General features: G+C 69.9%; 17 protein-coding genes. 14 read left to right on the forward strand and 3 right to left on the reverse strand.

What is annotated here, in order from left to right; genetic code table 11:
- Positions 1–210 precede the first annotated feature (210 nt).
- From HC362_RS22240 to clpX, 3 genes are all read left to right on the forward strand, one after another.
- Positions 211–816, forward strand: a complete 606-nt coding sequence (locus tag HC362_RS22240; RefSeq protein WP_209238803.1) for an ATP-dependent Clp protease proteolytic subunit — start codon at positions 211–213, stop codon at positions 814–816.
- Between the two features lie 70 nt (positions 817–886).
- Positions 887–1,546 carry an ATP-dependent Clp protease proteolytic subunit gene (locus HC362_RS22245; RefSeq protein WP_209263156.1) on the forward strand — a complete coding sequence of 220 codons (660 nt, stop codon included), beginning with the start codon at positions 887–889 and terminating at the stop codon, positions 1,544–1,546.
- A gap of 175 nt (positions 1,547–1,721) precedes the next feature.
- On the forward strand, positions 1,722–3,005 hold the full coding sequence (gene clpX, locus HC362_RS22250; RefSeq protein ID WP_209263157.1) for an ATP-dependent Clp protease ATP-binding subunit ClpX: 1,284 nt from the start codon (positions 1,722–1,724) through the stop codon (positions 3,003–3,005).
- 72 nt (positions 3,006–3,077) lie between these two features.
- On the opposite strand, the gene HC362_RS22255 is transcribed toward clpX, so the two are convergent.
- From HC362_RS22255 to HC362_RS22265, 3 genes are all read right to left on the reverse strand, one after another.
- Positions 3,078–3,869, reverse strand: a complete 792-nt coding sequence (locus tag HC362_RS22255) for a hypothetical protein (RefSeq protein WP_243085761.1) — start codon at positions 3,867–3,869, stop codon at positions 3,078–3,080.
- Positions 3,870–3,876: 7 nt separating this feature from the next.
- Entirely contained in the window at positions 3,877–4,794 is a 918-nt protein-coding gene (locus HC362_RS22260) for a hypothetical protein (RefSeq protein ID WP_243085762.1), read from the reverse strand.
- Positions 4,795–5,000: 206 nt separating this feature from the next.
- Positions 5,001–6,065, reverse strand: coding sequence for a hypothetical protein (locus tag HC362_RS22265; RefSeq protein ID WP_243085763.1), 1,065 nt, complete (start codon positions 6,063–6,065; stop codon positions 5,001–5,003).
- A gap of 133 nt (positions 6,066–6,198) precedes the next feature.
- On the opposite strand from HC362_RS22265, the gene HC362_RS22270 reads away from it, so the two are divergent.
- From HC362_RS22270 to HC362_RS22320, 11 genes are all read left to right on the forward strand, one after another.
- A complete protein-coding gene (locus tag HC362_RS22270; protein ID WP_243085764.1) occupies positions 6,199–8,832 on the forward strand; it encodes a valine--tRNA ligase in 2,634 nt (877 codons plus the stop codon).
- A gap of 72 nt (positions 8,833–8,904) precedes the next feature.
- Complete coding sequence (locus HC362_RS22275; protein ID WP_243085765.1) at positions 8,905–10,434, forward strand: folylpolyglutamate synthase/dihydrofolate synthase family protein; 1,530 nt, start codon at positions 8,905–8,907, stop codon at positions 10,432–10,434.
- On the forward strand, positions 10,435–10,800 hold the full coding sequence (locus tag HC362_RS22280) for a DUF4233 domain-containing protein (protein ID WP_243085766.1): 366 nt from the start codon (positions 10,435–10,437) through the stop codon (positions 10,798–10,800).
- Between the two features lie 76 nt (positions 10,801–10,876).
- On the forward strand, positions 10,877–11,290 hold the full coding sequence (gene ndk, locus HC362_RS22285) for a nucleoside-diphosphate kinase (RefSeq protein ID WP_243085767.1): 414 nt from the start codon (positions 10,877–10,879) through the stop codon (positions 11,288–11,290).
- 259 nt (positions 11,291–11,549) lie between these two features.
- Positions 11,550–12,569 (forward strand): rod shape-determining protein, encoded by a 1,020-nt coding sequence (locus tag HC362_RS22290; protein ID WP_026004902.1) that lies wholly within the window; start codon positions 11,550–11,552, stop codon positions 12,567–12,569.
- A 125-nt stretch (positions 12,570–12,694) separates the two neighbouring features.
- Complete coding sequence (mreC, locus tag HC362_RS22295; protein ID WP_243085768.1) at positions 12,695–13,630, forward strand: rod shape-determining protein MreC; 936 nt, start codon at positions 12,695–12,697, stop codon at positions 13,628–13,630.
- Between the two features lie 5 nt (positions 13,631–13,635).
- Entirely contained in the window at positions 13,636–14,373 is a 738-nt protein-coding gene (gene mreD, locus HC362_RS22300) for a rod shape-determining protein MreD (protein WP_243085769.1), read from the forward strand.
- Positions 14,370–16,691 carry a penicillin-binding protein 2 gene (gene mrdA / locus HC362_RS22305; RefSeq protein ID WP_243085770.1) on the forward strand — a complete coding sequence of 774 codons (2,322 nt, stop codon included), beginning with the start codon at positions 14,370–14,372 and terminating at the stop codon, positions 16,689–16,691. The genes mreD and mrdA overlap by 4 nt, the downstream gene beginning before the upstream one ends.
- Positions 16,688–17,887 (forward strand): rod shape-determining protein RodA, encoded by a 1,200-nt coding sequence (gene rodA / locus HC362_RS22310; protein WP_243085771.1) that lies wholly within the window; start codon positions 16,688–16,690, stop codon positions 17,885–17,887. The genes mrdA and rodA overlap by 4 nt, the downstream gene beginning before the upstream one ends.
- A gap of 127 nt (positions 17,888–18,014) precedes the next feature.
- Positions 18,015–19,943: a TIGR03960 family B12-binding radical SAM protein gene (locus HC362_RS22315; RefSeq protein ID WP_243085772.1), complete on the forward strand. Its 1,929-nt coding sequence runs from the start codon at positions 18,015–18,017 to the stop codon at positions 19,941–19,943.
- Between the two features lie 79 nt (positions 19,944–20,022).
- On the forward strand, positions 20,023–21,072 hold the full coding sequence (locus HC362_RS22320; RefSeq protein WP_243085773.1) for a hypothetical protein: 1,050 nt from the start codon (positions 20,023–20,025) through the stop codon (positions 21,070–21,072).
- The last annotated feature ends 152 nt before the right edge of the window (positions 21,073–21,224 follow it).

A 21,224-nucleotide genomic window follows, 5' to 3' on the forward strand; every position in this document is an offset into this window, starting at 1 on the left:
CACGCGGCGCGCGGCCGGACCGCGGGGGCCGGGGCCCGGATCCGGGCGGCGTGGCCCCCGGCAGGGGACCTGCGCTCACAGCGAAATGCGCTCGGCCCGGGATGGCGGCCGACGACCGGCGCGTTAGGGTCCCCAGTAGACGAAGACCCCAGTGACGGCCAGCTTCGCGTGGCCGTCCGGACACGAGCAGGTGGACACGTGACGCTTCCGATGCCTTCCGCCGCCGGCGAGCCCAACTTCGGTGGTGGCCTCGGCGACCAGGTCTACAACCGGCTGCTCGACGAGCGCATCATTTTCCTCGGCCAGCCGGTGGACGACGATATCGCCAACAAGATCACCGCCCAGCTTCTGCTCCTTGCCGCCGACCCGGACAAGGACATCTTCCTGTACATCAACAGCCCGGGTGGTTCGGTCCAGGCGGGCATGGCGATCTACGACACCATGCAGTACATCAAGAACGATGTCGTCACCATCGCCATGGGCCTGGCCGCCTCCATGGGGCAGTTCCTGCTGACCGCGGGCACGCCCGGCAAGCGGTTCGCGCTGCCCAACGCCGACATCCTCATCCACCAGCCCTCCGCGGGCCTGGCGGGCTCGGCCACCGACATCAAGATCCATGCCGAGCAGCTGCTGCGTACCAAGAAGAGGCTGGCCGAGCTGTCGGCCGCGCACAGCGGGCAGACCGTCGAGCAGTGGACCCGCGACGCGGACCGCGACCGCTGGTTCACGGCCGAGGAGGCGCGCGAGTACGGCCTCATCGACGAGGTCTACGGCAACGCCGCGCAGCTCCCCGGCGGTGGCGGCACGGGTGCGTGAGCCCCGCCACAGCGCCGTACGGCACCCGCCCCTACCGCAGCCACCAGCTCATCTTCAGGAGAACCTCCCGATGACCTCATTCCAGACGGGCCCCCGGGCCGAGTTCACCGGCATCGCGCCCGAGTCCCGCTACGTCGTGCCGCGCTTCGTCGAGCGCACCTCGCAGGGCGTGCGGGAGTACGACCCGTACGCGAAGCTCTTCGAGGAGCGCGTGATCTTCCTCGGAGTGCAGATCGACGACGCCTCGGCCAACGACGTCATGGCGCAGCTGCTGTGCCTGGAGTCGATGGACCCGGACCGCGACATCTCGGTCTACATCAACTCGCCGGGCGGTTCGTTCACGGCGCTGACCGCCATCTACGACACGATGCAGTTCGTCAAGCCGGACATCCAGACGGTCTGCATGGGCCAGGCGGCCTCAGCGGCTGCCGTGCTGCTTGCCGCGGGCACCCCCGGCAAGCGGATGGCGCTGCCGAACGCCCGCATCCTGATCCACCAGCCCTACAGCGAGACCGGGCGCGGTCAGGTCTCCGACCTGGAGATCGCGGCCAACGAGATCCAGCGGATGCGCGAGCAGCTGGAGGAGATGCTGACCAAGCACTCCACCAAGGACCGCGAGATCATCTCGAACGACATCGAGCGCGACAAGATCCTCACCGCTGAGGAGTCGCTGGAGTACGGCCTGATCGACCAGATCGTCTCCACCCGGAAGACCTCCGTGGGAGTCTGACGGGTCAGCGCACGACCCGCGCCCCCTTGGAACGGCACGAATGACCCGGCACGCGCCACATGTGTCGGTCCGTCGCTCCAAGGGGGGCCCATTCCGGCGGCCCGGCAAGGTACCGTCGGAGAGCACGTACCTCGGTCCGTACCCTGACGGATCCCAGGCGAAGGGGAAGCTCCTCGTGGCACGCATCGGTGATGGCGGCGATCTGCTCAAGTGCTCGTTCTGCGGCAAGAGCCAGAAGCAGGTGAAGAAGCTCATCGCGGGTCCAGGTGTGTACATCTGCGACGAGTGCATCGATCTCTGCAACGAGATCATTGAGGAGGAGCTCGCCGAGTCCTCCGAGGTGCGCTGGGACGAGCTGCCCAAGCCCCGGGAGATCTACGAGTTCCTCGAGGGCTACGTCGTCGGCCAGGAGGCCGCCAAGAAGGCGCTCTCGGTGGCCGTCTACAACCACTACAAGCGGGTGCAGGCCGGTGAGAACGGCCAGGGCAGGGACGACGGCATCGAGCTGTCCAAGTCCAACATCCTGCTGCTGGGCCCCACCGGATCGGGCAAGACGCTGCTGGCCCAGACGCTCGCCCGGATGCTGAACGTCCCCTTCGCCATCGCCGACGCGACGGCGCTCACCGAGGCGGGGTATGTCGGCGAGGACGTCGAGAACATCCTGCTGAAGCTCATCCAGGCGGCCGACTACGACGTCAAGAAGGCCGAGACGGGCATCATCTACATCGACGAGATCGACAAGGTGGCCCGCAAGAGCGAGAACCCCTCGATCACCCGGGACGTCTCCGGCGAGGGTGTGCAGCAGGCGCTGCTGAAGATCCTGGAGGGCACCACGGCCTCGGTGCCGCCGCAGGGCGGCCGCAAGCACCCGCACCAGGAGTTCATCCAGATCGACACCACGAACGTGCTGTTCATCGTGGGCGGCGCCTTCGCCGGGCTGGAGAAGATCATCGAGTCCCGCGCCGGCGCCAAGGGCATCGGCTTCGGCGCCGACATCCGCTCCAAGCGGGAGATCGAGGCGACCAACCAGTTCGAGGAGGTCATGCCGGAGGACCTGGTGAAGTTCGGGATGATCCCCGAGTTCATCGGGCGGCTCCCGGTCATCACCTCCGTGCACAACCTGGACCGCGAGGCGCTGCTGCAGATCCTCATGGAGCCCAGGAACGCGCTGGTGAAGCAGTACCAGCGGCTGTTCGAACTCGACGGCGTCGAGCTGGACTTCGACCGGCCCGCGCTGGAGGCCATCGCCGACCAGGCCATTCTGCGCGGCACCGGAGCCCGCGGTCTGCGCGCCATCATGGAGGAGGTCCTCCAGTCGGTGATGTACGAGGTGCCCTCGCGCAAGGACGTCGAGCGCGTGGTGATCACCGAGGACGTCGTGCACTCCAATGTGAACCCGACCCTGGTGCCGCGTGCCCGCGGCAACGGCGAGCAGCAGCGCCACGAGAAGAGCGCCTGAGCGCCGCCGCGAACACTGGGAAAGGCCCGCTCCCTTCGGGGGAGCGGGCCTTTCACACTGCTGCGGCTCGGCCTACTTCGGCACCGTCACATCGTCCTTCACGCGCGCCGTGACGCTCGCGAACTCCTCCAGATCGACGCTGCCCGGCGTCGTGTTGGTCACTTTGATCTCCAGCACGGTGGCCGCCGTCGAGTCGTCGGCCCAGGCGCAGGCCGGCGCGTAGATGGAGGCGCCGCCCTGGCTGATCCGCGTCAACTGGCAGGAGATCTCCACCTCGCCCGAACCGGGCGTGAACTCGCGGCGCGGTCCCACCACTTGTGCGGCCTGATTCTGCTGCATGCCGTCCAGCATGTCGTCGCGCATCTTGGACGAGGAGACGTCGATGTCACCGTAGGCACCGGCGATCGCCAGCCCGCCCGCGGTCGGGTCGCCCGACGAACTGGTCGAGTAGGTGGCGACCTTGGCGGTGCCGTCGCTGGGCAGCTGCTCCTGCAGCTGCCGCTCCTGCGACTCGACCTGGGCGTTGTTGTCCATCCGGTGGTACTTCCCGTCCTCCAGCGTGGACGGGAACGCGATCTTCTCCGTGCCCAGCGGCTGGGTGGCGCGCACCAGTGCGGCCAGCGCGAACACCACCACGCCCACCAGGGTCAGACTGCCCAGCACGATGGCCGTGATGGCACCCCCGCCCAGCCCGCGGCGGCGTGGCGGCACCGGAGGGGGCGGCCAGGCGCCGTACGGGCCGGGAGCGCCGTAGCCGGGCCCCGGCGGCGGCCCGTATGGACCGCCACCGGGACCCGGTGGCTGCTGCCCGTGCCCGTACCCGCCGGCGCCGTAGGGCCCGGGAGGTCCAGGGGGCTGGCTCATCCGCGGCTCACCTCTCGCTGCGGGAGTCCTTGAAGACCTTCGCGGTCGTCTCGGCTGCCTTGTCCAGGTCGCCGCCGCCGTTCCGGTCCATCAGGACGACCTGGCCCAGCGTGCTGCCGTCGGCCCAGATGCACAGGTCGGCCTTCTGGGTCAGCACCGAGTAGGACTTGCACTTCATCGTGTCGCCGTCGAAGCCGGAGGGGGAGACCGTCTTGGGGTCGCCGGGGGACTTGCTGCCGGCCGAACCCATGTTCTTCTCCGACTCCTCGAAGACCCAGTCCACGGCCTCCTCCGGGTCGTCCACCGAGCCGTAGGCGCCGGTGAACTGGAGCTGCTTGGTGGAGCCGGACTTGTAGCGGGCCTGCACGCCCTCGTCGGCGGACATCCCGGGGATCTTGTCCTTGCTCTGGCCGAAGGCGCCCTTCTTGCCCTTGAGGGTCTTGCCGTCGCCGTCGCGCTGGTACTCGCCCGCCAGGGTGCTGGGGGTGGTCAGCTTGTACTTCGTGCCGCCGCCGACGACTCCGAACATGAACAGACCGCCGATGACGGCGCCCACGACGACCAGGGCGCCGACGACGATGCCGATCGTCTTGCCCTTGCCCCCGCCTCCCTGCGGCGGCATCGGCATGCCCGGGCTCGCCGGCCCCTGCATCCCCGGCTGCGGCGGCTGACCCGGCATCCCGGGCTGTCCGGGCTGACCCGGCTGCCCGTACGGGGCCCCGCCCTGCGGCTGGCCCTGCTGCGGCTGGCCCTGCTGGGGGTATCCGTAGCCGGGCTGCTGCGGCTGCCCCTGCTGCGGGTAGCCGTAACCGGGCTGCTGCGGCTGGCCCGGAGCGCCACCGTAAGGTCCGGGCTGACCCGGCTGCTGCGGCTGCTGACCGTACGGCCCCTGCTGGCCGTAGGGCCCCGGCTGGTTCTGACTCATGGCGGCGCTTCCCCTCCGTTGATGTGCTGAACGCGCTCGCACATCTTGACGGATGCACGACGAGAGCGCCGCACCGGGCGCCGAATCGGGGCCGGGTGGGGACCCAATCGTGAAAAATTCTCAGCGAGTTGTCCGGATAAGCTCCCAAATGCCCTGCGCAGGGCGGTGCCCGCGCCCGGCGGAGGTCCACCGGGCGCCGGAGGGCGTCACTCGATCGGGACGCGGACGTCGTCGCGCACCTTGGCGGTGGTCTCACCGGCCTCGGTGACCGAGGTCCCCTTGCCGCTGAGCGCGTCGGCCGCCGACGCGGTCACCACGAAGCCGACGGTGCTGTGGTCGCCCCACATGCAGAACGGCATGGTGAAGCTGTCGACGCTGGAGCTGCTTCCGGGCGGTGCGCTGTACTTCACGTTCTGGCACTTCATCACCGCGTCGTCGCCCAGCCCGCTGGGGTGGACCTCCTGCGGCTTGCCGTCCAGCTCGGCCTTGCCGCCTCCGCTGGTGTTCGGGTCCTTCTCGGCCTCGTTCGCCACCATCAGCAGTGCGGCGTTGACCACTGCCTCGGGGTTCTCGATCTCGCCGTAGACACCACCGAAGCTGAGCTTCTTGGCGTTCAAGCCGCTGCCGCTCTCGTAGCTGGCCGAGACGTTCTTCGGGTCCTTGACGCCGAACTGCTCGAACTTCTCCTTGTCGGACTCGCTGAACCCGTTGGAGGAGCTGTTCTCCGAGCCGGGCTTCTTGTCGAACTCGGTGGCCACCGTCGCCGGGGTGATCAGCTTGTACTTCTTGCCGTCGTCCGCGACCGAGGAGCCGCCGCCCCCGCCGCCCTTGCCGTTGTCGTCGTCGCCACCGGTGAACAGCAGGACGCCGCCGATGATGGCGCCGACGACCACCAGGGCGCCGACGACGATGCCGATCGTCTTGCCCTTGCCCCCTCCGCCCTGCGGCGGCATCGGCGGGCCCGGCTGGCCGTAGGGGCCGGGCTGGCCGTAGGGGCCGGGTTGGCCGTAGGGGTCGGGCTGGCCCTGCTGGCCGGGTATGCCCGGCTGCCCGGGGTAGCCATAGCCGGGTTGCCCGGCCTGTGGCGGCGGGCCGGGGGGCTGCTGCGGGGCACCCTGCTGGGGGTAGCCGTATCCGGGCTGGCCGGGGGCGCCGCCGTACGGGTTGGCGCCGCCCTGCTGCGGGGGCTGCCCGTACGGGCCCGGCTGCTGGCCGTACGGCCCGGGCTGCCCTGGCTGCCCGCCATAAGGGCCGGGCTGGTTGTTACTCATGAGCGGCGCTTTCCCTCCGTGAACAAGTAGCCGAATGCGCTGAGGCTCATAGTGACGGATGGAGCCGGGGCGTGGTGCACCGGTCCACAAACCGATTCGAGACCGGGACATGGGCGCCCGTACACTGGCGGTCGTGACCGACAACACTCAGCAGAGCCCGGAAGTCAACGGGCCGAACAGCGCCATTCCCGCAGATCTGCCGACCCAGTACGCGCCGGCCGAGGTAGAGGGGAAGCTGTACGAGCGCTGGGTGGAGCGGGGCTACTTCGAGGCGGACGCCAAGAGCGGCAAGCCGCCGTACACGATCGTCATCCCGCCCCCGAACGTCACCGGATCTCTCCATCTCGGGCACGCCTTCCAGCACACCCTCATGGACGCCCTCACCCGCCGCAAGCGGATGCAGGGCTACGAGGCGCTGTGGCTGCCTGGCATGGACCACGCGGGCATCGCCACCCAGAACAAGGTCGAGCAGCAGCTCGGCGAGGAGGGCAAGTCCCGGCAGGACCTCGGCCGTGCGGCCTTCGTCGACCGCGTGTGGCAGTGGAAAGAGGAGTACGGCGGCAAGATCCTCGGCCAGATGCGGCGCCTGGGCGACGGCGTCGACTGGTCCCGCCAGCGCTTCACCATGGACGAGGGCCTCTCGCGCGCCGTCCAGACCGTCTTCAAGAAGATGTTCGACGACGGGCTGATCTACCGCGCCGAGCGGATCATCAACTGGTGCCCGCGCTGTCTGACCGCCATCTCCGACATCGAGGTGGAGTATCAGGACGACGACGGCGAGCTGGTCCAGCTCAAGTACGGCGAGGGCGAGGACACCGTCGTGGTGGCCACCACCCGCGCCGAGACGATGCTGGGTGACACCGCCATCGCCGTCCACCCGGACGACGAGCGGTACCAGCACCTGATCGGCAAGCTGATCAAGCTGCCGCTGACCGACCGCTCCATCCCCGTCGTCGCCGACAGCCATGTCGACCCCGAGTTCGGCACCGGGCAGGTCAAGGTCACCCCTGCCCACGACCCGAACGACTTCGAGATCGGCCGCCGGCACGGGCTGCCCATGCTCACGGTGATGGACGAGCGCGGCGTGATCACGGCGCACGGCCCCTACCAGGGCCTGGACCGCTTCGAGGCCCGGTCGGCCATCGTCGCGGCGCTGCGCGAGCAGGGGCGGGTGCTGGAGGAGAAGCGTCCCTACGTGCACAGCGTCGGGCACTGCTCCCGCTGCAAGACGACCATCGAGCCGCGGCTGTCCATGCAGTGGTGGGTCAAGGTCGCCCCGCTGGCGAAGGCCGCGGGTGACGCGGTGCGCGACGGCCGGGTCCGGATCCACCCCGCCGACATGTCGTCCCGGTACTTCGAGTGGGTCGACAACATGCACGACTGGACGATCTCGCGCCAGCTGTGGTGGGGCCACCGCATCCCCGTCTGGTACGGCCCCGACGGCGAGGTCGTCTGCGTCGGCCCCGACGAGGAGCCGCCCACCGGCGAGGGCTGGCACCAGGACCCGGACGTCCTGGACACCTGGTTCTCCTCGGGTCTGTGGCCCTTCTCCACGCTCGGCTGGCCGGACCAGACCCCGGACCTGGAGAACTTCTACGCCACCGACGTCCTGGTCACCGGCTACGACATCATCTTCTTCTGGGTCGCCCGGATGATGATGTTCGGGATGTACGTGATGGAGGAGCCGCCCTTCCACACCATCGCGCTGACCGGCCTCGTCCGCGACGAGCACGGCAAGAAGATGTCCAAGTCCTTCGGCAACGTCGTCGACCCGCTGGACTGGATGGACGCCTACGGCTCCGACGCACTGCGCTTCACCCTCGCCTCCGGCGCCAACCCCGGCACCGATGTGCCGATCGGCGAGGACTGGGTCAAGGCGTCCCGCAACTTCGCCAACAAGCTGTGGAACGCCACCCGCTTCGCGCTGATCAACGGCGCCACGGTCGCCGGGCCGCTGCCGGACGCGAGCGAGATGGCGGCCACCGACCGCTGGATCCTCTCCCGGCTGAACGAGGTGGTGGCCGAGGTCGACGGCTACTACGACGACTACCAGTTCGCCAAGCTCTCCGACGCCCTGCGGCACTTCGCCTGGGACGAGGTCTTCGACTGGTACGTCGAGCTGTCCAAGACCACCTTCGCCAAGGGCGGCAGGCCCGCCGAGGTCTCCCGCCGGGTGCTGGGCGAGGTGCTGGACGTGACGCTGCGGCTGCTGCACCCGGTCGTCCCGTTCGTCACCGAGACGCTGTGGACGACGCTGACCGGCGGCGAGTCCGTGGTCGTCGCGGCCTGGCCGCAGGACTCCGGGTTCCGGGACGCCGCGGCCGAGCGCGAGATCGCCACGCTCCAGCAGGCGGTCACCGAGGTCCGCCGCTTCCGCGCCGACCAGGGCCTCCAGCCCGGCCAGAAGGTCCCGGCCACGCTGGAGCTGGAGGGCACCGCGCTGGTCGCCCACGAGGACGCCATCCGGCAGCTGCTGCGGCTCCAGCGCGCCGGGGACGACTTCCAGGCCACGGCCTCGCTGCCGGTCGCCGGAGCCACGGTCAGCCTCGACCTGTCGGGCACGATCGATGTGGAGGCCGAGCGCAAGCGGCTCACCAAGGACCTGGCGGCGGCCGAGAAGGAGTTGGCCCAGACCGGGGCGAAGCTCACCAACGAGGCGTTCCTGGCGAAGGCCCCCGACCATGTGGTGGAGAAGATCCGCGGCCGCAAGGCCGCGGCGGAGGCCGACATCGCCCGGCTGACGCAGCAGCTGGAGCGGCTTCCCTGATCCCTGTCCCGATGTTGCGGTGGGAGTGGTCGCCGGCCCGACCGCCGGAGGGTCTTCCGTAGACTGGGGCGCGTGAGCGACACGCCCCAGCCGCACGAACCCGAGCCCGACTCGTCCCAGCCCTCCTCCTTCGAGGAGATCGTCGGGGAGGAGACCGACCGCGACCCCGACCTGGCGGTGATCGAGGCGGGCAGCCGCACCCTGCGGGCCCAGGCCGGCCCTCCGCAGCCGGAAGTGGTCCCGGCCAGGCCCGAGGACCCCGAGGTGGACCGTGCGCTGCGCACGGTGGAGGAGGAGCTGGCCACCCGCTGGGGTGAGACCAAGCTCGACCCCTCCGTGCAGCGCATCGCCGCGCTGGTCGATGTGCTGGGCGAGCCGCAGCGCTCCTACCCGTCCATCCACATCACCGGCACCAACGGCAAGACGACCACGGCCCGCATGATCGAGGCCCTGCTGGGCGCCTTCGAGCTGCGCACCGGGCGCTACAGCTCGCCGCACGTGCAGTCGGTCACCGAGCGCATCAGCATCGACGGGGCGCCGGTCTCCGCCGAGCGCTTCATCGAGACGTACGAGGACATCAAGCCGTACGTGGAGATGGTCGACGCGCAGCAGGAGTACCGGCTCTCCTTCTTCGAGGTGCTGACCGGGATGGCGTTCGCCGCGTTCGCGGACGCGCCGGTGGATGTGGCCGTCGTCGAGGTCGGGATGGGCGGCACCTGGGACGCGACCAACGTCATCGACGCGGGCGTCGCCGTCCTCACCCCCATCTCCCTCGACCACACCGACCGGCTCGGCGACACGCCCGAGCAGATCGCCAAGGAGAAGGCGGGCATTGTCAAGCCCGACGCCACCGTGGTGCTCGCCCAGCAGCCGGTGGAGGCCGCGTCGGTGGTGCTGAAGAAGGCCGTCGAGGTGGACGCCACGGTCGCCCGTGAGGGCATGGAGTTCGGCGTCGTCGACCGGCAGCTGGCCGTCGGCGGCCAGCAGCTCACCCTGCGCGGGCTGGGCGGCGAGTACCCGGACGTCTTCCTGCCGCTGCACGGTGCCCATATGGCCCACAACGCCTGTGTGGCGCTGGCCGCCGTCGAGGCGTTCTTCGGTATCGGCCAGCAGCAGGCCCGCACCCTCGACATCGACGTGGTGCGTCAGGCGTTCGCCTCCGTCTCCTCGCCGGGCCGGCTCGAGCTGGTGCGTACCAGCCCTTCGGTGCTGCTGGACGCGGCGCACAACCCGGGCGGGGCGCAGGCCACGGCGCAGGCCGTCAGCGAGGCGTTCGACTTCAGCCGGCTCGTCGGCGTCGTCGGGGCCAGCGGGGGCAAGGACGTGCGCGGGCTGCTGGAGGCGTTCGAGCCGATCTTCGCCGAGGTCGTCGTCACCCGGAACTCCAGCCACCGCGCGATGGATGTGGACGAGCTGGCCTCCGTCGCCGTCGAGGTGTTCGGCGAGGAGCGGGTGCAGGTGGAACCGCGGCTGGACGCGGCGCTGGAGGAGGCGGTCGCCCTCGCGGAGGAGGAGGGCGAGTACGCGGGGGCCGGCGTGCTGGTCACCGGTTCGGTCATCACGGTGGGCGAGGCCCGGCTGCTGCTGGGAGGGAGGCGTTAGATGCGAACACTGTGCGCGTCCACGCTGATCGGTGAGTTCTTCGTCATCGGTTTCGCCGGATTGGTCGCGATGCGAACGAGTGACCTTTCGACGTCGACCGTCTGGACGGTCAGCGGCATCGCCATGGCGCTGTGCGTACTGCTGTGCGGGCTCATCACCCGTCCGGGCGGCGTGCAGTTCGGCTGGGCGCTCCAGATCGCCCTGATCGCGAGCGGTTTCGTGGTCCCGGCGATGTTCTTCCTGGGTGCCTGTTTCGCCGGGCTGTGGTGGGCCTCGGTGCACTTCGGCAGAAAGGTCGACGAGGCGAAGGCCCGCTTCGCTGCCGCGGCCGAGGGTCCGGCCGAACCCGCGGCGGCGGAAAAGTGATCCCCGGTTACGCCCTGGTCGCAGGCCGCAGGTAGCCTCTGCTCACCGTACGACTTGCAGCCAAGGAGCCGCACACATGAGCCAGCGCACCCTCGTCCTCCTCAAGCCGGACGCCGTCCGCCGCGGCCTGGTTGGCGAGATCATCGGCCGTATCGAGCGCAAGGCGGGCTGGTCCGTCGCGGCCATGGAGCTGCGCACTCTGGATCGCGCCACGCTGGAGCAGCACTACGCGGAGCACGAGGGCCGTCCCTTCTACGAGCCGCTGATGGAGTTCATGGTCTCGGGCCCGTCCGTCGTCATGGTCGTCGAGGGCGAACGGGTGATCGAGGGCATCCGTGCGCTGGCGGGTCCGACCGACCCGATCGCGGCCCCTCCCGGCTCGGTGCGCGGCGATTTCGGGACCATTGTGCGCGAGAACCTGATTCACGCCTCGGACTCGGAGGAGTCCGCCGAGCGCGAGATGAAGATCTTTTTCCCTGGTTTTTCCTGAACCGCACCTTGCCTTTACGGCGACCAGCGGGCTGGAGTCGGATTGGACGGGGGCTCGGCTCCGACACGACGTCACCATTACGGTGGCGGTTCGGACTTCCGCCGACAATGGCGGAGGAACCGTCTCCACGTGTTCGAGCAAGCGCGTCTACGATGGAAGCCTCGCGCTTTGAGCATGCCAGCGCGGTAGTCCACCTCCTTCCGTAGCCGCACACCACATCGCCCCACTTGGAAGGCCAGACGCATCCATGGGAACCAACATGTCGTTCATCGGCCGTGATATGGCTGTCGACCTCGGGACCGCCAACACGCTGGTGTACGTCAGGGGTCGCGGGATCGTCCTCAACGAGCCGTCCGTCGTCGCGATCAACACCAACACAGGCGGAATCCTGGCGGTCGGCGCCGAGGCGAAGAAGATGATCGGCCGCACCCCTGGCAACATCGTGGCCGTACGGCCCTTGAAGGACGGCGTCATCGCCGACTTCGAGATCACCGAGCGGATGCTCCGCTACTTCATTCTGAAGATCCACAAGCGGCGCTATCTCGCCCGGCCCCGCGTGGTGGTGTGCGTGCCCTCCGGAATCACCGGGGTCGAGCGCCGCGCCGTCATCGAGGCGTCCACCCAGGCGGGCGCCCGCCAGGTGCACATCATCGAGGAGCCGATGGCCGCGGCGATCGGCTCCGGGCTGCCCGTCCACGAGGCCACCGGCAACATGGTGGTGGACATCGGTGGCGGCACCACCGAGGTCGCCGTGATCTCGCTGGGCGGTATCGTCACCGCGCAGTCGATCCGGGTGGCGGGCGACGAGCTCGACAACGCGATCATCCAGCACATCAAGAAGGAGTACAGCCTCCTGCTCGGCGAGCGCACCGCCGAGAGCATCAAGATCACCATCGGTTCGGCGCACGACCTCGACAAGGACGAGCACACCGAGATCCGCGGCCGTGACCTGGTCAGCGGGCTGCCCAAGACGGTGGTGATCTCCGCGGCCGAGGTTCGCAGGGCCATCGAGGAGCCGGTCAACGCGATCGTCGACGCGGTCAAGACCACCCTCGACAAGTGCCCGCCGGAGCTGTCCGGCGATGTGATGGACCGCGGCATCGTGCTCACCGGTGGCGGCGCCCTGCTGCGCGGCCTGGACGAGCGGCTCCGCCGCGAGACGGGCATGCCCATCCACATCGCCGAGGACCCGCTGGACTCGGTCGCGCTGGGCTCCGGCAAGTGCGTGGAGGAGTTCGAGGCTCTCCAGCAGGTGCTCGACGCCCAGCCGCGCCGTTGAGCGCGCGGCGCACCTGTTCGCCATAACTGACCGTTCACGCGGCGGGTCGTTCGAACGCAGTGGCGGCCGCCGCCATGCACCCCGCGGACGCGGGGCTGCCCCAGAGAAAGGCTCGGCCGCCGCACGTGAGGGACACACGAGAAAGCCGGCTGCTGCTCGTCCTGCTGATCGCCATCGCGTTCGCACTGATCACGGTGGATCTCAGAGGGGGCGAGCAGTCTCCGCTCGACGGGGCGCGGCGCTCGGCCGCCTCCGTCCTGGGCCCGGTAGAGAACGGCATGGCCTCGGCGGTCGATCCGGTCGGCAACGCCATCGCCGCCGTCCGCGACTCGGGTGCCCGCCACGACAAGATCAGCCGCCTGGAGCAGGAGAACGCGGCGCTGCGCCAGAAGCTCGGCTCCAGCGACCGCAACCGCTCCCGGGCCAGGGAGCTGGACAAGCTCCTCAAGACCGCGGGCGCGGGCGGCTACGGCGTCAAGGGCGCCCAGGTCATCGCGATCGGTGCCGCACAGGGCTTCTCCTGGACCGTCACCATCGACGCCGGCCGCGAGGACGGGCTGCGCCGCGACATGACCGTACTCAACGGTGACGGGCTGGTCGGCCGCCTCACCACGGTCGGCCCCTCCACCTCCACCGTGCTGCTCGCCAACGACCCCGACTTCACCGTCGGCACCCGGATGGAGAAGAGCAACGAGCTGGGCTTCGCCACCGGGCGCGGCGGCAACGCGCTCAACGTGCAGCTGCTCAACGGCAAGGCCAAGGTGAAGAAGGGCGACCGGCTGGTCACCTTCGGCTCCAGCAAGGACAAGCCGTTCGTACCAGGGGTGCCCGTCGGCGAGGTCGTCAAGGTCAACCGCAACAAGGGCGATCTGACCCGCACGGTCCGGGTGCGGCCCTATGTCGGCTTCACCCGGCTGGATGTGGTCGGCGTCGTCGTCAAGCCGCCCCGCAAGGACCCGCGCGACGAGGTCCTCAAGACCAGGAAACCGCCGAAGCCCAAACCCGCCCCCACGGTGACCGTGACCAAGACGCCCAGCGGTACGCCCTCGCCCAGGAGCTGATCCCCGTGCACCTCAACCGGATGCTGCTCTCGGCCGCTCTCGTGGTCGTCGCCCTCATGCTCCAGGTCACCGTTCTGGCCAGACTCCAACTGCCCGGCGCCGTACCGGATCTGCTGCTGCTCGTCGTCCTGGGCCTGGCCCTGGTCTACGGCCACACGGCGGGGGCCCTCGTCGGCTTCTCCGCCGGTCTGCTGGCCGATATCGCGCCGCCCGCCGACCACGCCGTGGGCCGCTACGCGCTGGTGCTCTGCCTGATCGGCTACGCCGCCGGGCTGACCAAGCCGGAGGCCGGCCAGCACCGCTCGGCGACCGTGCCCATGCTGGTGGTCGCCTCCGCCGCCATCGGCTCCACGCTGCTGTACGCGGGGGTCGGCGCGCTGGTCGGGGACACCGTGGCCCGCCAGGTCGGCCTCGGCGGGCTGCTGATCACCGCCACGGTCTACGACCTGCTGCTGGCGCCGTTCGTCGTCCCGCTGATCATGTCGTTGGCGCGGCGCGGTGAGAAGGACCCGATCGGCGCCGAGCCCGGCGGCGGCAGCGCGGACGGGGGAATGCGCGCCTACGGCTGGCTGACCTCCGGCACCGGGCTGAGCGCCTCGTCCGGCAGCACCCTCCTCGGCAAGAGCGGGAAGAGCGGCAAGACCGCCAAGGGGCTGAAGGCCGGCAAGCGCACCTCGCGCAACAACACGGTGAACCTGGGCGGCGGCAAGGCAGGCAAGATCAAGGGGGTCAAGCGGCTGTGACAAACATTCCTGAGACCGGCCGCTCCTCCCGGGTGACCATCCGGCTGGTCGCCATCCAGATCCTGGTGCTCTCCTTGCTGCTGACCCTGGGCGGCCGGCTGTGGTATCTGCAGATCCGCAACGGGGACGAGTACCAGAAGCAGGCCAAGGGCAACCACGTCCAGCAGGTCGTCCAGCCCGCGACGCGCGGCTCCATCCTGGACGCGCGGGGCGTGCCCATCGCCGACAACGAGGCCCGGCTGGTGGTCTCCGCCTCCCGCACCGAGCTGATGAAGCAGGACGACGACGGCAAGGCCGTTCTCGAACGGCTCGCCAAGGTCCTGGGAATGTCGCCCAAGACCGTCAGGGAGAAGGTCCGGCTCTGCGACGCCGACACCTCGCAGCCCTGCTGGAACGGCTCGCCCTACCAGCCGATCCCGATCACCGACGACGCCAAGCCCAAGCAGGCCCTGCAGATCAGGGAGCGTTCCGAGGACTTCCCCGGGATCACGGCCGAGCCGGAGGCCGTCCGCCGCTACCCGGCGCCGTACGGGGCCAATACGGCGCAGGCGCTCGGCTACCTCTCGCCCGTCACCGACGAGGAGATCGAGAAGGCCAAGGACACCGACTCGCCCTTCCTGCCCTCCGACGAGGTGGGCCGCAACGGGCTGGAGCGCTCCTACGACAGCGTGCTGCGCGGCTCCTCCGGGGTGACCCGCTACGAGGTGGACAACCTCGGCCGGGTGATGGGCGAGGCGGAGAGCGACAAGGCCCGCCCCGGCTCCAGCCTGATCACCTCGATCGACGCGCGGGTGCAGGCCGTGGCCGAGAAGCAGCTCGACAAGGCGATGAAGGAAGCGCGCAAGAAGTTCGACAAGAACACCGGCCGCAACTACAAGGCCGACGCGGGCGCCGTCGTCGTGATGGAGAACAAGACCGGGCGCGTCGTGTCCATGGCCTCCAACCCGGAGTACGACCCCAACGCCTGGGTCGGCGGCATCTCCGGCAAGGAGTACGCCGAGCTCACCGGCAAGAAGTCCAACTACCCGCTGCTCAACCGCGCCGTCCAGGGGCTCGCGGCACCGGGCTCCATCTTCAAGGTCGTCTCCACCACGGCCGCCGTCAACGCGGGCTATCCGTTCAACGGCCGGTACGACTGCTCCCCGAGCTTCAAGATCGGCGGCCAGGTCTTCAAGAACTTCGAGTCCGAGGGCCACGGCAGCATCAACCTGGGCCGCGCGCTGGAGGTCTCCTGCGACACCGTCTTCTACCGGCTCGCCTACAAGGAGTGGAAGAAGGACGGCGGGAACCTGCCCAAGAAGGGCGCCAAGGACTGGTTCTACAAGACCGCGCACCAGTTCGGCCTCGGTGAGAAGACCGGGATCGACATCCCCAACGAGGTCGAGGGCCGCGTCCCGGACCGCAAGTGGAAGAAGAACTACTGGGAGGCCAACAAGGACGCCTGGTGCAAGCAGGCTGACAACGCCAAGGGCCGGCCCAGCTACGCCGAGCGGATCGCCAAGGAGAACTGCGTATCCGGTATGAAGATGCGCGCCGGTGACAGCGTGAACTACTCCATCGGCCAGGGCGACACCCTCGTCACCCCGATCCAGATGGCCACCATCTACGCGGCCCTCAGCAACGGCGGCACCCTCTACGACCCCACTCTGGGCAAGGCCGTCGTCAGCGCGGACGGCAAGTCGGTCAAGGAGGTCAAGCCGCAGTCGCACGGCAAGCTGCCGCTCGGCAAGAAGACCCTCAAGCAGATGGACAAGGCCCTCCAGGGCGTGGCCACCCACGGCACGGCGGCCTGGCGCTTCGGCGAGGCCGGCTGGCCGCAGGACAAGATCAAGATGCGGGCCAAGACCGGTACGGCCGAGGTCGCGGGCAAGCAGACCACCTCCTGGCTGGCCACCTACACCGACGACTTCACCATCGTGATGACCATCTCCCAGGGCGGCACCGGCTCCGGCGCCTCGGGACCGGCCGTACGCAAGATCTACGACGCCATGTACGGCGTGGGCGAGGACGGCGGCATCGACAAGAAGAAAGCGCTGCTGCCCAAGCCGCAGGCCAAGCTGCCGAAGATCTCCAAGGACGGCACCATCGTCGCCGAGCGCGACAAGCGGCGGGGTCGGGACGCGTCAGCGAGCCCGTCCGCGAGCCCGTCCGCTTCGCCCACCGGAGGCGGCCCGTCCGCCTCGCCCCCCGGCGAGACCCCCAGGGCCCGCGGCGAGGCCGAGGCCGTACGCAACGAGGGCGAGCGGCAGCAGCGCCGCCGGGACGGGGCCCAGCAGGCCCGCGACACCCGGGTGCTCGCCGGAGGTCAGCGCCCATGAGCAGCCGGACATTCGCACTCGGCGGCTACGGCCCCCGCCGGCGCTCGGCCTGGGACCGGCTGACCGCGCGTGACTCGATCGTGTGGCGGATGGACTGGGTCATCCTGCTGTCCGGTGTCGCGCTCGCGATCATCGGCTCGCTCCTGGTCTACTCCGCCACCCGCAACCGCACCGAGCTCAACCAGGGCGATCCGCAGTACTTCCTGGTGCGGCACGTCATCAGCCTGGGCATCGGGTTCGCGCTGATGATAGGGACCGTCTGGCTCGGCCACCGCAGACTGCGCAGCGCCGTACCGGTGCTCTACGGCATCACCGTGCTGCTCGCCGTCTGCGTCCTCACCCCGCTCGGCGCCACCATCAACGGGTCCCGCGCCTGGCTGAACCTCGGCGGGGGCTTCACCGTCCAGCCGGCCGAGTTCATCAAGATCACCGTGATCCTCGGTATGGCGATGCTGCTCGCGGCCAAGGTCGACGCCGGTGACCGGGAGCACCCCGATCACCGCACCGTCCTGCACGCGCTCGGCCTCGCGGCGCTGCCGATCGCGGTCATCCTGCTGATGCCCGACCTCGGCTCGGTGATGGTGCTGGTCATCATCGTGCTCGCCGTCCTGCTCGCCTCCGGCGCCTCCAACCGCTGGGTCATCGGGCTGTGCCTGGCGGGCGCCGGGGGAGCGGTGCTGGTGTGGACGCTGGGGCTGCTGGACGAGTACCAGATCAACCGGTTCGCGGCCTTCGCCAACCCGGCGCTCGACCCCGCGGGCGTCGGCTACAACACCAACCAGGCGCGTATCGCCATCGGCTCCGGCGGTCTGACCGGCAAGGGCCTCTTCGAGGGCACCCAGACGACCGGCCAGTTCGTCCCCGAACAGCAGACCGACTTCGTCTTCACGGTCGCGGGCGAGGAACTCGGCTTCGTGGGCGGCGGGCTGATCCTCGTGCTGCTCGGCATCCTGATCTGGCGCGCCTGCCGGATCGCCCGCGAGTCGACCGAGCTGTACAGCACCATCGTGGCGGCCGGTGTGATCGCCTGGTTCGCCTTCCAGGCGTTCGAGAACATCGGGATGACGCTCGGCATCATGCCGGTGGCCGGTCTGCCGCTGCCGTTCGTCTCGTACGGCGGCACCTCGATGTTCGCGGTGTGGATCGCGGTCGGGCTGCTCCAGTCGATCCGCACCCAGCGCCCCATAGCCGCGTGAGCCGGGCCGGGCCAGGGCGCCGGGGACCGCACGGGCCTCCCGGCGCCCGGCGGCCCGGCGGGGCTCACGCGGCCAACCGTTACGCTGGACGACTGGCCCTGTCCCTTTGTACGAAAGCGCGCCCGTGATGCCCGTCGAGTCGGTCTTCCCCCAGCTAGAGGCCCTCCTCCCGCACGTCCAGAAGCCGATCCAGTACGTGGGCGGCGAGCTCAACTCCACCGTCAAGGACTGGGACGAGTGCGATGTCCGCTGGGCGCTGATGTACCCGGACGCCTATGAGGTCGGTCTGCCCAACCAGGGCGTCATGATCCTCTACGAGGTGCTCAACGAGCGCGAGGGCGTGCTGGCCGAGCGCACCTACAGCGTCTGGCCGGACCTGGAGAAGCTGATGCGGGAGCACCGCGTCCCGCAGTTCACCGTCGACGCGCACCGCCCGGTCGGCGCCTTCGACGTGCTGGGCGTCTCCTTCTCCACCGAACTCGGCTACACCAATCTGCTCACCGCGCTCGATCTGGCCGGTATCCCGCTGGAGGCGAAGGACCGCACCGAGGACCACCCGATCGTGATGGCGGGCGGGCACGCGGCCTTCAACCCGGAGCCGATCGCGGACTTCCTCGACGTCGCGGTGATCGGGGACGGCGAGCAGGCCGTGCTCGAGGTCACCGAGATCATCAGGGCCTGGAAGGCCGAGGGCCGCCCCGGCGGCCGGGACGAGCTGCTGCTGCGGCTGGCGAAGACCGGCGGCGTCTACGTGCCGCGCTTCTACGACGTCGAGTACCTGTCCGACGGCCGGATCTCCCGCGTGGTGCCCAACCGCTCCGGCGTTCCGTGGCGGGTCAGCAAGCACACCGTGATGGACCTGGACGAGTGGCCCTACCCCAAGCAGCCGCTGGTCCCCCTTGCCGAGACGGTGCACGAGCGGATGTCCGTGGAGATCTTCCGCGGCTGCACCCGAGGCTGCCGCTTCTGCCAGGCGGGCATGATCACCCGCCCGGTGCGCGAGCGCTCCATCACCGGGATCGGCGACATGGTCGACAAGGGGCTGAAGAACACCGGCTTCGAGGAGGTCGGCCTGCTCTCCCTCTCCTCCGCCGACCACAGCGAGATCGGCGACATCGCCAAGGGCCTGGCCGACCGCTACGAGGAGGACAAGGTCGGCCTCTCCCTGCCCTCCACCCGGGTGGACGCCTTCAACATCGACCTGGCCAACGAGCTGACCCGCAACGGCCGCCGCTCCGGACTGACCTTCGCCCCCGAGGGCGGCAGCGAGCGCATCCGCAAGGTCATCAACAAGATGGTCTCCGAGGAGGACCTGATCCGCACCGTCGCCACCGCCTACGGCAACGGCTGGCGCCAGGTGAAGCTGTACTTCATGTGCGGGCTGCCCACCGAGACCGACGACGACGTGCTGCAGATCGCGGACATGGCCACCCGCGTGATCGCCAAGGGCCGCGAGGTCGCGAAGTCCAACGACATCCGCTGCACCGTCTCCATCGGCGGCTTCGTCCCCAAGCCGCACACCCCCTTCCAGTGGGCGCCGCAGCTCTCTGCCGAGGAGACGGACGCCCGGCTTGGCAAGCTGCGGGACAAGATCCGCGGTGACAAGAAGTACGGCCGCTCGATCGGCTTCCGCTACCACGACGGCAAGCCCGGCATCGTCGAGGGCCTGCTCTCGCGCGGTGACCGCAGGATCGGCGCGGTGATCCGCGAGGTCTACGAGCGCGGCGGCCGGTTCGACGGCTGGCGCGAGTACTTCTCCTACGACCTGTGGATGTCCTCCGCCGCCGAGGCGCTGGACGGCACGGGCGTGGACGTCGACTGGTACACCACCCGCGAGCGCTCCTACGAGGAGGTGCTCCCCTGGGACCACCTCGACTCGGGCCTCGACAAGGACTGGCTCTGGGAGGACTGGCAGGACGCCCTGGACGAGACCGAGGTCCCCGACTGCCGCTGGGACCCGTGCTTCGACTGCGGCGTGTGCCCGCAGATGGACACCGAGATCCAGATCGGCCCCACCGGCAAGAAGCTGCTGCCGCTGAGCGTGGTCAACAAGTAGCCCTCTTCGGTCAGGCCCGTCACCGGATCCGCACACCGGCCGCCGAACCGGTGACGTGGCTGCCCCCGTCCTCACCAGCGTGAACGGATACCAGCCACGCCACGGCGCCACCGCGCGCACCAAGGAACCCGAAGGGTGTCTGATCGCAGCGGTCAGGCTGCCGGTGCGCGTCGTGATGGTCGTGCTGGTGCTGCCCGTCCGCCTGGTGTGGGACGGGCTGGTGCTGGCGGGGCGTGCGGTCCGGCGCGGGGTGCTGCTCCCGGTGGGACGCGGGCTGGCGTGGCTGTGGCGCACGCTGGTGGCGGCCCCGGCGAGCCGGCTGTGGCGCGCCGTCCTCGCCCCGCTGTTCCGCGGCATCGGGCTGGTGCTGACCTGGACGGCCAGGGCTCTTCTCGTCTGGCCGTGGGTCGCCCTGTGGCGGTACGTGGTGGCGCCGGTGGGCCGCGGTCTCGCTGTCGCCGTCACCTTTGCCGTCCGGGTCCTGGTGGTCGTGCCGCTGGTGTGGGTGTACGCCACGCTCCTCACCCCGCTCGGCCATGCGGTGCTGGTCCTGCTCCGTGGCCTGGGCAGCGCGCTGTCCTGGCTGGGCCGGCACCTGGTGCTGCTGCCCTCGGTGCTGCTGTGGCGGTATGTGCTGGCCCCGGTGGGACGGGCGGTCGGCGCCGGACTGGTGTGGCTGGGGCGGTATCTGCTCGTGGTGCCCGCGCTCGCCCTCCACCGCTGGGTGCTCTCCCCCGTGGCACGCGGCCTCGTGCTGGCCGTACGGGAGCTCGCGGACGCCGTGGCCGTCGCCTGGCGGGTGACCGGACGGGTGACGGTGACGCTCTTCCGGTTCCTCGGACGAGTGTTGTACGTCCTGCTGATCGCCCCCTTCGTGGGCGTGTGGCGGTATGTGGTCACGCCGGTCGGCAGGCTGCTGCGTGACTGGGTGTGGATTCCGCTCGGCCAGGCCGCGCGTGCGGTGGGCCGCGCCCTGCGAGCCGCCGCACGGCCGGTGCGGGAAGCGCTGCGCGCTGCGCGTGCATCGGCGCGCGCGACGCGGGCAGAGATACGGCGTGCCCTGTGGGGGTCTCCCCGGCCGGAGGCCGGGGGAGCGCCCCGCTCCAAGGAGCGGGAGCCGCTGCCGTAGGGCAGCCGCGTACCCTGGGCAGCAGGATCATCCGCACAAACGCACACGCGTTCCGGGCTCCGGCCCGGGCGGACGCCCCCCGGCCACCGCCGGCGGAACCCTGGCGTCCGGTTGCGTCGGCCGCAGGTGGGGTGCCTCGTCACCGAGAGCGC

The sequence above is a fragment of the Streptomyces sp. 891-h genome, assembly GCF_022760275.1.
In the GTDB taxonomy this organism is placed as follows: domain Bacteria; phylum Actinomycetota; class Actinomycetes; order Streptomycetales; family Streptomycetaceae; genus Streptomyces; species Streptomyces spirodelae.